The sequence below is a fragment of the Paenibacillus sp. P2(2022) genome (assembly GCF_029522175.1).
In the GTDB taxonomy this organism is placed as follows: Bacteria; Bacillota; Bacilli; order Paenibacillales; family Paenibacillaceae; genus Paenibacillus; species Paenibacillus polymyxa.
Genome location: NZ_JAKWFI010000001.1, coordinates 1,412,361 through 1,425,400 on the forward strand (window position 1 = coordinate 1,412,361; position 13,040 = coordinate 1,425,400).

At 42.5% G+C, this 13,040-nt stretch carries 13 protein-coding genes; 5 read left to right on the forward strand and 8 right to left on the reverse strand.

The features are described 5' to 3' along the window. Positions 1-88: 88 nt before the first annotated feature. Entirely contained in the window at positions 89-970 is an 882-nt protein-coding gene (locus MMB75_RS06440; RefSeq protein WP_016820811.1) for a helix-turn-helix domain-containing protein, read from the reverse strand. 185 nt (positions 971-1,155) lie between these two features. On the opposite strand from MMB75_RS06440, the gene MMB75_RS06445 reads away from it, so the two are divergent. Next, positions 1,156-2,187 (forward strand): quercetin 2,3-dioxygenase, encoded by a 1,032-nt coding sequence (locus MMB75_RS06445; RefSeq protein ID WP_045244537.1) that lies wholly within the window; start codon positions 1,156-1,158, stop codon positions 2,185-2,187. 10 nt (positions 2,188-2,197) lie between these two features. Further along, positions 2,198-3,535 (forward strand): MFS transporter, encoded by a 1,338-nt coding sequence (locus tag MMB75_RS06450; protein WP_080942678.1) that lies wholly within the window; start codon positions 2,198-2,200, stop codon positions 3,533-3,535. 222 nt (positions 3,536-3,757) lie between these two features. Here MMB75_RS06450 and MMB75_RS06455 read toward each other — a convergent pair whose 3' ends face one another. The 5 genes from MMB75_RS06455 to MMB75_RS06475 are packed head-to-tail and all read right to left on the reverse strand — an operon-like array spanning position 3,758 to position 8,035. Continuing rightward, complete coding sequence (locus MMB75_RS06455) at positions 3,758-5,146, reverse strand: HAMP domain-containing sensor histidine kinase (protein ID WP_045244538.1); 1,389 nt, start codon at positions 5,144-5,146, stop codon at positions 3,758-3,760. Further along, complete coding sequence (locus MMB75_RS06460; protein ID WP_045244539.1) at positions 5,137-5,796, reverse strand: response regulator transcription factor; 660 nt, start codon at positions 5,794-5,796, stop codon at positions 5,137-5,139. The genes MMB75_RS06455 and MMB75_RS06460 overlap by 10 nt, the downstream gene beginning before the upstream one ends. Positions 5,797-5,834: 38 nt before the next feature. After that, positions 5,835-6,593 (reverse strand): lantibiotic immunity ABC transporter MutG family permease subunit, encoded by a 759-nt coding sequence (locus MMB75_RS06465; protein WP_045244540.1) that lies wholly within the window; start codon positions 6,591-6,593, stop codon positions 5,835-5,837. A 1-nt stretch (position 6,594) separates the two neighbouring features. After that, complete coding sequence (locus tag MMB75_RS06470; RefSeq protein ID WP_045244541.1) at positions 6,595-7,326, reverse strand: lantibiotic immunity ABC transporter MutE/EpiE family permease subunit; 732 nt, start codon at positions 7,324-7,326, stop codon at positions 6,595-6,597. A gap of 1 nt (position 7,327) precedes the next feature. After that, positions 7,328-8,035 (reverse strand): lantibiotic protection ABC transporter ATP-binding protein, encoded by a 708-nt coding sequence (locus MMB75_RS06475; RefSeq protein WP_045244542.1) that lies wholly within the window; start codon positions 8,033-8,035, stop codon positions 7,328-7,330. A gap of 150 nt (positions 8,036-8,185) precedes the next feature. On the opposite strand from MMB75_RS06475, the gene MMB75_RS06480 reads away from it, so the two are divergent. Next, complete coding sequence (locus MMB75_RS06480) at positions 8,186-9,313, forward strand: NAD(P)/FAD-dependent oxidoreductase (protein ID WP_103042453.1); 1,128 nt, start codon at positions 8,186-8,188, stop codon at positions 9,311-9,313. 179 nt (positions 9,314-9,492) lie between these two features. On the opposite strand, the gene MMB75_RS06485 is transcribed toward MMB75_RS06480, so the two are convergent. Further along, on the reverse strand, positions 9,493-10,359 hold the full coding sequence (locus MMB75_RS06485; RefSeq protein WP_016820820.1) for a MurR/RpiR family transcriptional regulator: 867 nt from the start codon (positions 10,357-10,359) through the stop codon (positions 9,493-9,495). A gap of 180 nt (positions 10,360-10,539) precedes the next feature. On the opposite strand from MMB75_RS06485, the gene MMB75_RS06490 reads away from it, so the two are divergent. Together MMB75_RS06490 and MMB75_RS06495 are read left to right on the forward strand one after the other, a co-directional pair. After that, positions 10,540-11,559 carry a Gfo/Idh/MocA family oxidoreductase gene (locus tag MMB75_RS06490; RefSeq protein WP_019687338.1) on the forward strand — a complete coding sequence of 340 codons (1,020 nt, stop codon included), beginning with the start codon at positions 10,540-10,542 and terminating at the stop codon, positions 11,557-11,559. A 1-nt stretch (position 11,560) separates the two neighbouring features. After that, positions 11,561-12,556, forward strand: a complete 996-nt coding sequence (locus MMB75_RS06495) for a Gfo/Idh/MocA family protein (protein WP_019687337.1) — start codon at positions 11,561-11,563, stop codon at positions 12,554-12,556. A gap of 105 nt (positions 12,557-12,661) precedes the next feature. Here MMB75_RS06495 and MMB75_RS06500 read toward each other — a convergent pair whose 3' ends face one another. Further along, positions 12,662-13,039: a TetR-like C-terminal domain-containing protein gene (locus tag MMB75_RS06500; RefSeq protein WP_019687336.1), complete on the reverse strand. Its 378-nt coding sequence runs from the start codon at positions 13,037-13,039 to the stop codon at positions 12,662-12,664. Between the last annotated feature and the right edge of the window lies 1 nt (position 13,040).

A 13,040-nucleotide genomic window follows, 5' to 3' on the forward strand; every position in this document is an offset into this window, starting at 1 on the left:
AAAGTAAAAACTTTAGAACTCTTTTTGTTAGGAAATGTATATGAACATGCGAAAAAGGGAGCTTTTAGACGCCCGTAAGATCTACGCATTACTGAATATTCGAACAGGCATGAAAGCGAAATTCATGAGGGGTTAATCCACATCGTTCCTTGAAGATTCGATAGAAATATTTCATATCATGAATACCGACTTCAAGTGCGATCGTTTGAACGCTCCAATGAGTATCTAATAGTAAGCTACAACTCTCGTGAATACGAATATCCTGCAGCATTTTGGTGTAGGTCATGCCGCTGGCTTGTTTAAATTTGCGTTGAAATTGCCGTGAGCTAATTAAGAATTGCTTGCAAATTTGGTCAACAGACAACGGATTTTTATAATTTCTGGTTATATCATCAATCGCATATTGAATGGGATCGGTTATGATTGGCTTGGAAACATGAGCTATTTGTTGCATGGCGTGGCTGATATGTTCTAATAAATCGATTAAGTATAAATAAAGTTTATATCTAAATCCGGTGGATTTACATTTTTGCTCCATTTCAATAGTGTACATAATTTTAGCAAATTCTTTTGCATTTTCACGAACTTGAATATAGTCAGTACATTCCCGAAAAAGAAGAGCCAAACGATAGAAATCCTCTTGAATTTGGCTATCAGCAGGCTCTCCGGGCAATGTTAGTATTTGCTTGTCAAAAAGACAGTTCATAACCTCAAGCGGTGTATGATCTGTTGTATTACTCTGAACAAAGAGATGTTCTTTTCCATAAGGGATAAAAATAATATCTCCCTTGGAGACGGGCAACGTTTGTGTAGAAAATTTTAGTGTACCGTTACCTTCCTTGATATAAGATATTTCGTAAAAATCATGAGCGTGTTTTTGAATATTTCCTTCTATTTGAATAGGACAAAGAGAAATTGGAGTCCCATTTGTGAAATTATGGTCTAGATAATATGCCTCTTCGCTAACCAATGCGATCCCCTCCTTTGTTGGTAGAAAGCACACCATTTTTTAGTCATAAATTTTATTATATCAATTTTTAAGATGTATTCAATTGGTACAGGTCGTAATTGCCCATAAGCTGTCGCTCATGACCATTTAAGTGAAAAATCGAAACTATTAAAATTTTAAATATAAATACAAAGGAGGATAACATGATGAGTGTTAGTTTAACTACAGAGCTTCCAGAAGAAAAAAAGCCATATTTGCTGCGTAGCGGGGATGGAAGAAGGTATGTATTTGGTCAACAGATAGCTACTGTTATTGCCGATTTTAAAAGCACTGGGGATGTACTCGAATTAACGACGATTTCAGGTGGGAAAGGAGAGACCTTTCCGCTACACAAACATAAAGATGCTTTTGAATCTATCTATGTAATGGAAGGTAAAATCGAATTTATGCTCGATGGAGTGAACTATTTGTTGACTGCCGGAGACTATGTTCATATCCCTCCTGGAATCGCACATGCGTATCGAATGGCTGGGCATCGAAATCGCTTTGCTTCCTATTCGATTAAAGGTAATCTCACGGCAATATATGAGCTTTTAGGAGAGCCGTATCCTTACTTTGAACATCCAACCACAGCGATGAATTCGTATTCTGAGAATCAATTGACGGAAGCTTCCAATAGAGCAGACATTGTATTCCTTCAAGATGCTGTTCAATGGGGGGAGTATAACTCGCCTGAAGAAAGCCATAATCCAAGAAGCGTAGCTCCTTATGTTCTGGAAAATGGAGAGGGAGACCGGTTGCTCACTGGAGACCAGCTTCACAGGATTCTAGCTACTCAAGAAAATACGAACGGGGAATACATTTTTGTAGCTTCTGATGGCCCGAAAGGAGACCCCATTGTTGAACATTTTCATAACCACCATACGGAAACTTTCTTCTGTGTGCAGGGACAAATGACGATGTGGGCAAACGGAGAAGAAGTAAAACTATTCCCTGGAGATTTTCTTCATGTACCTGCAGGAACACTTCATTCGTATAGACTGGACTCTCATTATACGAAAGTCGTAGGTATGTTGGTGTCTGGATTGTTCGAACCTTTCTTCCGGGCATTGGGTGAACCGCACGAAACATACACCTTTCCAACAGAACCAGGCCCGCTCCGTATGGATCGTGTAATGGCTATTATCGACGAACTTGATCTGAACGTGGTGGCTAAATCTCCGCTCGATCGTAAGTAGGGAGGACGCAGTGTCAGTTAACAATCGCACCAAACAATCTGAGTCCTATGCTATTATCTGGATACTCGCATTTGCAATGGTGATTTCAGTGATGAATTCCACCATGTTTAATGTCGCGCTACCTTCACTACGCGAAGAATTTCAATTATCCTCTTCCCAAGTAAGCTGGGTTGTAACAGCATATATTATTATTTATGCTATTGGATCAGTGGCTTACGGAAAATTGGCGGACATGTTTAGGTTGAAAAACCTAATTACCTTTGGATTATGTTGCTTTGCGCTAGGATCTATAGTCGGCTTTTTTTCTTCTAATTATTGGATGGTTATTGTGAGCAGAATATTCCAATCCATTGGGGCGTCTGTTGTTCCGGCCTCATCCATGTTGATCCCGATTCGCTATATATCAATCGTAAATCGTGGCAAGGCTTTGGGGATTACTTCTGCCGGAATGGCTTTAGGGACGGCAATAGGCCCAATTATTGCTGGTTTTGTTATTGGATTCGCAAGCTGGCGTTACCTATTTTTAATCTCATTTTTAATAATTGTTACCATTCCTCTTTTCAGAAGGTATTTAATCAATGAAGCACCTTCAAAAGGAAAAGCTGATCTCATAGGAGGTATTTTGCTTGCCGCTTCCATTACGCTGCTGCTGCTCTCCATTACTGGTCACAGTTGGAGCTATTTCGCGACTACGATCCTCATATTCGTATTGTTCATTATTCGTATTAACAAAACAGGTGAACCCTTTATTGAACCGACACTCTTTAAAAATACAAGATATACGATAGGGTTGATTATCGCTTGTATGGTTCTTACCCTTAATTTATGTGTTCCGTATTTGATACCGCAGGTGCTGAGTTCATTACATCACTTGTCCTCTATAAACATAGGGCTCGTAATGTTTCCCGGTGCTTTGATTGCTGCATTGCTTGGGCTGGTAGGTGGGAAAATCGCGGATGCAAAGGGCAACCGCTTTGTATTCTCGTTGGCTTTCCTATTCCAAGTGATAGCATATCTTATATTAGGTATTTTTACAGAGGCGGCCCCAGCAGTTATTGCGATCATTTTAATTCTAGCGAATACTGGGTTAACGTTCGCTCAGATTACAATGGCAAACACCATTTCTCGAACATTAAGCGGTAAGCAAACCGGAGTTGGTATGGGTATCTATATGATGGGAAGCTTTATGGCGGGGGCTATCGGAACGTCTATTTTAGGATCCGTACTTGATCAAGGAGCACAAAGTCAAAGTGTGTTCAGCTCTATTTTTTGGATTATGGGCATATGGATCATAGGATTTGCCATTCTTTATTTTTCAGTTTTCCGTAAAAAAGCAACATTCGTTTAGCAACACATACAGTAATCCAATAACCACGTACCTTATAATAATCGCCATAGCCTGTGCCAGGAGTGTTTTCATTCCGATGGCAAAATGATAAAACGCTACTGACCTTCGTATGTCAGTAGCGTTTTATATCGTTTCAATAACAAACGAGGAAGAGGGGGGAACTTAGGAAATCGATCCAACCTAATAGCTACTACTTATTTTGGTGGTTTTAACATTAGGTCATCAATGCACCGATGGTATCTCAATGCTTACTTGTCCGCCGCCTGTCTGGGTAGAGTTGGCGATGATCAACTGTCCGCCATGTAGGTTCACAATGGATTTTGTTATATATAGGCCCATACCGTAATGTCCACTTAATCTTCTGGACGAATCACCCATATAAAATTGCTCTGCTGCTTGTTTGAGGCCTTCAGGAGAGAAGCCCGGGCCTTCGTCTACGATGCTGAATCGAATACATTCTTCCACAGACTCTACAGTCAGCCGGATTTCGCTATTTTCTGGTGCTTGATCTACCGCATTAGAAGCAACATTCATGATGGCTCGCTCAAGCAGAACGGGGTCTACATACAACGTCTTAGGGAGGTTGTATGCAGCAAATGCGACGGATGTTTTTTTGACAGCAGCCAAGGCCTTTACCTGATCTTTCACCTTCGTTAAATAGTAGTCCGTATTTATCATTTCCGCCTGTAGGGTGGCTACTGTTTCTGCTTTTGAAATTTCAATAAGAGTTTTGATATACTGTTCCATTTGCCTGGTGCTCTCCGCTATATAATCGGTATAGTTCTTTTGCTCTTCCGATTGATCGGTTTCGGACAGCAGCTCTACGTTTCCGCGAACGATAGTGAGCGGTGTTTTAACATCGTGTGCAAGCGCGGATATTTGCTCGCGGCGTGATTTTTCGAGATTCCATTGCTTCTGAAGCGAAGTCTTTAACGTTTCTTTCATTTTATCCATGGAATGGAGCACCTGATCGATCTCCATCACACCACTGAGCTGAATTGAGAAGTCCAGATCCTGTGCCTGAATTTGCTTTGTAGCCTGCTGCAATCCACTCATTTTGCGCGTCAGCTTTCGTCCGAAGGAGGAAGCGAGTAGGGCTCCTCCCCCCAGGAAGGCGATACAAAACACGGCAAAAAAGGACAATTCCGCGTTCGGCAGATATTGACGTAGAATAGGATGTTCAAACTGTGCCGAGACAGAGTAGCGCATCACAGTAACTTTATTATTATGTGAAACTTTTACATAGTTATAGGGAAATTGATAGGCAGTATTGCTCTGCTGCGTAACACTCCAAGCGGCTTGAGCCTGCTTTTCAGGAAGATTTCCCTCAATGTGGCGGCCTTCCGAAGTGAATAACGCATATCTATATAGTTTCTGCCGAGAATCTGGCTGTAGGGTTTTGCCAGCTTCAATGAATGCCTTATCCTCCCGTACTTGATTCTCAGCATAGTTCGCGGGAAGAATGGTTCCACAAGACATCAGGACATAGAAGATGAGGACCAGGAACAGCGCGAGCGCAATCGTCCCGATACAGAACATAACTAAATAACCCAGGAAAATGGTTCGCAGTTTGGTTGTCTTGCGTGCTTGCTGTACTTTGGCTACTTCCATCGGTACCCGATCCCCCAAACTGTCTCCACTGGCGAAACCTCTACTTTGCCAAGCTTGGCCCGGATATTTTTGATATGCTCCACGATGGTAGCGGAATCGCTGTCCCCATCAAACCCAAAGACGGCTTCATAAATCTGCTCTTTAGAGAACACCTGGCCCCAATTTAGAGCTAAAAACTTACATATTTCATATTCACTTTTGGTAAACGGGATTACAATATTCTGAACGGTGATTTCCTTACCAGACAGATTGAAATGAACTTCCCCGATGCAGAATACATTTCGTCGTTCACGATGCTCCCGTCTGAGATGGGCGTTGATTCGAGCGCGCAGCTCTCCAGCCCCAAACGGCTTGACAATATAATCGTCAGCCCCTTCCCCAAGGCCCAACATCACATCGTTCTCCATGGATTTTGCTGTGAGGAACAGTATCGGACAGTCCACCTTGCTGCGAATTTCCCGACAGAGGGTGAATCCGTCTATGCTTGGCATCATTACGTCAAGCAGGATGAGGTCAAAGGCTCCAAGCTGCATGGTGAGAACCTGTGGGGAGGCGGAGACCACCGTGACAACATGGCCATCTTTTTGCAAAATATTTTGAAGGAGTGCCAAAACGGCAGGTTCATCATCAACGGCCAACAAGTTTGCCATGCTTAATTCACTTCCCTTTGCTTTCTTTACTCTAATCTTTACTCCGATGAGTTTTGTCCTTCCCAACGACAAATCCATAACCCTAATAATACCATGATGACGAAGGTCCCTACTACGCAATACCTGATTCCCCAATCAAGCTGTATAGTTTCAGGGATAGAATCTGCTGAGCTTACGCCGTATTGTACCCAGATCGTGATGAACCGGGCCGCCCAAGCAGGGGGGATGAATATCCAATTATGATCACCCAGCCCTGTAAGGAGCAAAGCAGACAATAGACTCTCCATGATGCCCAGACCGATAGAAGCTCCTTTGCCGAATCTCAAGCTAATGAAAAAATGCAGAATATAAAGGAATACACTGGACATAAACAGAATGCAGGCAGCCAACACATAAAACATCAAGCCATACGGGGACTCTTTCATCAGATATATATAACCAGCCCCAAAGCCGCCTGAGGCAAGCAGCACACTACCAAATCCCAAGCACAGAAGCAGGCTAAGCTTGCTCAAAAAAGGTAGCAGCTTCACCGGCGAGGTCAAGAGGTGTTGGAAATTTCCAGCGACTGACTCCTGCTCAACAGCAATGGAGCATACAATACCAATCATGGTAGGAAGAGCCACAGCCAGGACTTGCAAATAGCCGTCTACCTTCGAAATTGGTGAGTATGGAGTAAAGGAATAATAGGCTAGAAAGATTGCTATGCCTAGGAGTGGCACAAGCAGCAGCACCAGCAATAAGGGCTGCCTTCTAAGTTTAAGCACATCAGATTTCAGATTGCGGAAGAAGGATATCATCTTACTTAGCCTCCCGCTTGCGGAAAGACATGGCCGTCAGGACGGACAGAATCATGAATAGACCAACTGTGATCACTAGGCCGGGTACAATTACGCCTCTATCCAAAAGTGGATCTTCTGAAGGAACAGCGAGCCCATTAGGCAGCACTTGAATAACGGCGCACATCAATCGCGCTGGAATAGCATAGGGTACCGCCCACCATATAGAAGACGTTGCGAACAAGATGGTGCAGGCTACATTGCCCAGCATGTTGATGATTAGGGTGGCAAACATGCCTATTCGGTCCGTTAAGAACAGGCAAAGTGGAATTTGCCACAAAAAGGTAACAAAAAGTATCAGAGTTGCAGCGACGCTTCCTGCTAGTGTCACGGAAGATGAGAATACGAATCCGCCAAGAGTTATTCCTACAAATAGGATAATAGATGAAACCATTAAGAGCCTTACGCAAACCCCGATTTTCCCGTACCATACCTGGGCCAAATCCACAGACATGCCGAGGATAGCACGGTATTTCAGCTTCTTGCCATCCTTTTGGATGACTCCTGAGCACATTAAGGTGAGAGCACCTGGCAGCAGCATGATATACCACCAGTTGTAGCTGGCGCTTTGGAACATATGTCCTCCCATGAGCCCGGTACATAGAAGAAGAGTAACAATGGGAGCCAGCCAGACTAGCTTTTTCGTGAAGGTGCGCTTTAATTTTAAATGTTCGGCTGCTATGTTTTTCTGCATGCTACTCACCTTCCTTTCGGTATTCCTGTGCAATCTGCATGAACAACGATTCCAGGTTTTGTCCTGAAGTGACCGCCTCTTGATAAGCTAATACGCCGCCAGCAATGATCCCAACATGGTCAACGATTTGTTCGACTTCGGATAGGATATGACTGGAAAGAATTACGGTAATTCCTTGCTTCGGGAAGGAGTGAATCAACTCGCGTTGCTCCTGAATACCAATGGGGTCTAGTCCGTTGGTTGGCTCATCTAAGATCAATAGCTTGGGATGATTGAGGAGAGCAATCGCAATGCCTAGCCGCTGTTTCATGCCCATCGAGAACTGGCCCGAGCGCTTTTTCCCGGTATGGGTCAAATCAACAATGTTCAGCACTTCATCAATCCGCGAGTCAGGTAGTCCAAGCAACGTTGTGCGAACCTTCAGGTTCTCTCTAGCTGTCAAATTCTCATAGAGGGGAGGAGCTTCGATCAGTGCACCGATCTGAGCCAGATCTTTTCGGGACCAGGGTTTTCCTTGAAATAAAATCTCACCGGCCGTGGGGCGTAGCATACCGGTTAACATTTTTAAGGTAGTTGATTTTCCTGCCCCATTCGGGCCGAGCAGACCATACACGGAATTCTCCTGAATAGACAATGTGACGTTGTTCACCGCCTGTTGTCGTCTGAAGGTTTTGCAGAGATTTTTAGTCTGTAAAATAATGTTATCCATATCAGTTCATCCTTTTCATTCGTTCTGACAACTACTTTACAGATCAATTCTAAGAACTTTATAAGGATTGAAATATTAATGTTTCAAACTTTATGCATTCATGCAGTATTCGCTATAATGGATACAGTGATTTAGGAAAGGGATGTATTCATGAAGAAGGTTATCGTAATCGGAGCAGGAATTCTGGGGGCATCGACAGCATACCAGTTAGCAAAAATGGGCGCTGATGTCATTCTTGTAGACCGCAAAGATAAAGGACAGGCGACAGATGCAGCTGCTGGCATTATCTGTCCCTGGCTATCACAGCGACGCAATCAGGCTTGGTACCAGCTAGCCAAAGCGGGCGCACGTTTTTACCCTGGGTTGATTGAAGAACTCAAAAGCGAGGGAGAAACAGAAACTGGCTATGCTCAAGTCGGGGCTCTCAGTATTCATGATGATTCGGAGAAAATTAAAAAAATGCAGGAACGGGCACACTTACGACATACAGATGCACCAGAAATCGGCGAAATTACGCAACTAAATCAAAAGGAAACCCATGAACGTTTTCCTTTGTTAGTAGATCACTATCATTCTGTTCATATTAGCGGTGCCGCTCGTATAGATGGTCGTGCGCTGCGTGATGCGTTGATCCGCTCAGCACAAAGAAATGGGGCAACCCTTATCCATGGGGATGCTGTGCTTCAGTATGATTCCGACCATGTAACCGGAGTAACGGTCGGCGCAAGCAGCTTCTCATCTGACGAAGTCATTGTTTGTGCAGGTGCATGGGCCAATCAACTGATGCTGCCGTTAGGCATTCGCTTTAAGGTTAGTTTTCAAAAGGCACAGATTATGCATTTGCAGGTTCCTGTCAAACAAGATACCGGCACCTGGCCTGTAATCATGCCGCCTACTGATCAATACTTGTTGGCGTTTGAACAACAGAAGATCGTAATTGGGGCAACTCACGAGAATGAAATCGAAGGCTACGATACAAGAGTAACAGCAGGCGGGATGCAGGAAATCCTAAATAAAGGTTTAGAGTTAGCACCTGATTTAGCAAATAGCACTTTTCAGGAGGTAAGAGTCGGTTTTCGTCCGTTTACCCCCGGTTTTCTACCGGTGCTTGGAGCTGTCCCTGGCTGGAACGGCCTTATCGTTGCCAATGGGCTTGGAGCATCCGGGCTGACCATGGGTCCCTTCATTGGAGATCAACTGGCAAGATTAGCACTTGGGATGGCTTTGGATATTAACATCGATGATTACGATATTCGAAACGCTATTGATGAAAATTGACCTTGAATGTGGACAATAGTTGAAAAGCATAAGAAGCCGCCAGTATGGCAGATTCTTAGCAAGCAACAAAAAACAAAGGTCTAGTTAGCATAATACTAACTAGACCTTATTTGCCGAAAAACAACCATATATACTTATAAGTTGCCACTTATTTTGCAGTTAGAGAGAAGCTAATCCCTCTACACGTCATTCATCATGTCATTGAGATGCGAATTCTCCAACGATTGTGTTAGGGTTTGCATATTTTTCAAGTAGTCAATTTTATAGATACAGGAGTAAATCACGTTTAATACATAGTCAAAGGCAATTTGCGACGAAAATGTACCAATCTTAGCATGCTTTACTTCGTCATTAGGCACCTGGATACATATACTACTTCGTTTGGCCAACTCACTTTGATTGGTAGCTGTAATGGTGATAAAAGGGATATTCTCACGCGTAAAATGTCGTGCCGCTTTTAAAAAAATCGGTGACTTACCGTGGTAAGTTAAGAAAATAGCGCAATCCTCTGTAGTTAGATTAGCCGTATGATAAGCCCATTCAGACAGCTCTGTGGCTATAACCACGTATTTGTTGATTTTTACTAATTTATTCTGAAAACTTTTCGCTCGGATTTGTGAATCGCCTAACGCATATATAAAGATCCTGTTCGCTTGATCCAGCAACTGAGCCGTTTGTGACAGCAAGTTATCATCCATGAATGTAAAGTTTTTTTCAATCGTTTCCTTCATTAATTCTGCAATTTCTTTCGCCACTTGAAGTGGGGTTTCATCAATCCCGAATGGATAGTTAGGGTCCACATTGGATATATTCTGGGTATCTTGCTGAAATTCCCGAGCGAGTTTTATGATAAACTCCTTGAAGCCGGATAGCCCAAGTTTGTGAATTAATCGATTAATGGCGGAATGCGAAGTATACGTAGCTTTGGCAAGCTCCTGAATATTTAAGTGCAGAATCGCTTCCTTGTGGACCAAAATATAGGAAGCAATGCTTTTTTCGTTTGGTGTAAAGTTTTGCATTTCAGATAATTGCATCAGTATTTTCAACATGTTCCCCCCGGTTCAATTGAACTAACGTTTTACAAAAGATACCAAATAAACATTTTGTTTAAAAACAAGCCGCCATGCTTACAAATATTCGGTTAAATGTACCATTTTGATGGCAAATTCTTTACGATCGACGTTCTTCTACTATAATAAATGAAAAAGAGCCTAGGGGGAATTAATATGCTTACTATCGGTTATATTGGGAATGGCAAAAGTACCAATCGGTATCATCTTCCTTTTTCATTGACCAGAGATCATTTGAACGTAAAGACGATCTACGCGCGTAATCCAGATAAAGGGGAGTGGGAGAAAACCCCAGGCGTTCAGTATACGGATCATCTTGATTCTCTAATGAACGATAAGGAAATTCAGTTGATTGTTGTCTGTACACCTGTAGAATCTCACTACACTTATGCGAAAATGGCACTCGACCACGGAAAAAATGTACTTGTCGAGAAACCCTTTATGTTAACGAAAGAAGAAGCTGTGTCCATCTTCCAATATGCCAAGGAGAAAAATCTGATTATACAGTGCTATCAGAATAGACGTTACGATTCGGATTTCCTCACTACAAAGAAGGTTATTGAATCAGGAAAACTCGGTGATTTGCTGGAGGTGGAAATGCATTTCGATTATTATCGCCCTGAAACCCCCAACTCCACCTCTCATTTTTCCAAATATAACAGTTACCTTTATGGACATGGCGCTCATACCATTGACCAGGTTCTTTCCTATTTTGGGAAGCCTGACACGATCCATTACGATGTGCGCCAATTGCTCGGTTCTGGAAGAATGAATGATTATTTTGATCTGGATTTTTATTATTCTTCACTCAAGGTATCCATCAAATCCAGCTTTTTTCGTTTAAAAGAGCGGCCGAGTTTTGTAGTATACGGCAAAAAAGGCGTTTTTATAAAGCAGACAAAGGATCGTCAGGAGGAGCATCTTAAATTATACTATCTGCCTAAGGGACACGCCGATTTCGGCATCGACCAGCCTGAGCATTATGGCATTTTAACGTACCTGGATGACGATGGAGAGTACCATGAAGAAAAAGTTGTTTCTGAAAAAGGAGATTATGCCCGAGTATATGACGATCTCTATCATTCGATCATACACGGCAAAGAAAAAGCGATTACAGATGAAGAAACAATAACTTCAATGGAAATACTTGAGAAGGGTATAGAGGAGTGTAACTAGAATGAAATTGGGAATTGTCGGAGCAGGAATGATTGTAGGGGATCTATTGAGCTTTATTCAGGAAATCCCGACTATTTTATTAAAGGCCATTTGTTCTAGACCTAGCCATGAGGAGAAATTACTAGATTGGCAACGTAGATATGGAATCTCTCAGATTTATTCGGATTACAGCAAAATGCTGATGAATAATGACGTTGATACTGTCTATATTGGGTTGCCTAATCATCTTCATTATTCATATGCCAAAGAAGCATTACTGAGTGGTAAACATGTCATTTGTGAGAAGCCGTTCACATCCAATTTGCATGAATTTCTAGAGCTAAAAGAAATTGCTCAGCAAAGAAAACTGGTATTGGTGGAAGCCATTACGAATCAATATTTGAAAAATTATTTTTCCATGAAGGAGTATCTGCCTAAGCTTGGTGAGATTAAAATAGTTGAATGCAACTATTCTCAATATTCATCTCGGTATGAGGCTTTTAAATCGGGAGTAATCCAGCCTGCGTTTAATCCAGAAATGTCTGGCGGAGCCTTGATGGATATCAATTTATACAATATTCATTTTGTTGTTGGCCTTTTCGGGAGCCCTAAGAAGGTAGAATATTTGGCGAACATGGAACGTGGAATTGATACTTCAGGCATACTGCTACTTGATTACGGCAATTTTAAGTGTGTTTGCATAGGTTCAAAAGACAGTACGGCACCCAATGCAGTGAACATTCAAGGCAATAAAGGCTATATACACATGGCGAGTTCAGCTAATATATGCGATTATTTTGAATACACTCCTAATAAGGAAACGCCCATCCGTGTGGATCTGAAGGATCATTCGCATCGTATGTATGACGAATTCGTTGAATTCGACCGTATCATCCGTGACAACGATTTGGAAAAGGTCTCGGATATGCTTGAACATAGCGAAAAGGTTATGAATGTCATTGAGGAGGCCAAACAGTCGGCGAATCTTGTGTTTGGTCCTGATAAACATAATCTTTAAAATACTTGTACCTAAAATTGAAGAAGCAACTCGCTTGAGCTGCTTCTGACTCATGGATGTGAGAGTAGCAGATAGATACGTCTGCTACTCTTTTTTCGCCCAGATTCACAATTTCCGGTCTAAAAGCATGCCAATTTGCTCGGCCATCTCGTCCGGTGGGAGAGGTTTTTCGTTCATAAACCACCACTCCATGATCCCCACTACAGCGGACGCTGCATAACGGACAACTACTTCTTTGTTTAATCCTCGATTTCTCTCTTCATTCATGTCGACCTCTTCCCGAAGTTCATCCATCATAAATTCAAGGAATTGAGTGCGGAAGTAAGGAGCGCCCTTACTCACCAGCATTGTGGAGAAAAATAAATAATTAGCCTCAAAATATTCAAACCAGATCATTTCGGCTTCTGTAAAGCTCAAATGGGCCGATTCATTGCACAATCTTCGGAGTTCATCAATATGTGTGGCGATCAGCTTATCCAGCAAA

Bases quoted from the DNA above. Each gene is read 5' to 3' on its own strand.
- MMB75_RS06445 (WP_045244537.1), top strand. From the start codon at position 1,156: ATGAGTGTTAGTTTAACTACAGAGCTTCCAGAAGAAAAAAAGCCATAT.
- MMB75_RS06455 (WP_045244538.1), bottom strand. From the start codon at position 5,146: ATGGAAGTAGCCAAAGTACAGCAAGCACGCAAGACAACCAAACTGCGA.
- MMB75_RS06460 (WP_045244539.1), bottom strand. From the start codon at position 5,796: ATGGCAAACTTGTTGGCCGTTGATGATGAACCTGCCGTTTTGGCACTC.
- MMB75_RS06465 (WP_045244540.1), bottom strand. From the start codon at position 6,593: ATGATATCCTTCTTCCGCAATCTGAAATCTGATGTGCTTAAACTTAGA.
- MMB75_RS06470 (WP_045244541.1), bottom strand. From the start codon at position 7,326: ATGCAGAAAAACATAGCAGCCGAACATTTAAAATTAAAGCGCACCTTC.
- MMB75_RS06475 (WP_045244542.1), bottom strand. From the start codon at position 8,035: ATGGATAACATTATTTTACAGACTAAAAATCTCTGCAAAACCTTCAGA.
- MMB75_RS06480 (WP_103042453.1), top strand. From the start codon at position 8,186: ATGAAGAAGGTTATCGTAATCGGAGCAGGAATTCTGGGGGCATCGACA.
- MMB75_RS06490 (WP_019687338.1), top strand. From the start codon at position 10,540: ATGCTTACTATCGGTTATATTGGGAATGGCAAAAGTACCAATCGGTAT.
- MMB75_RS06495 (WP_019687337.1), top strand. From the start codon at position 11,561: ATGAAATTGGGAATTGTCGGAGCAGGAATGATTGTAGGGGATCTATTG.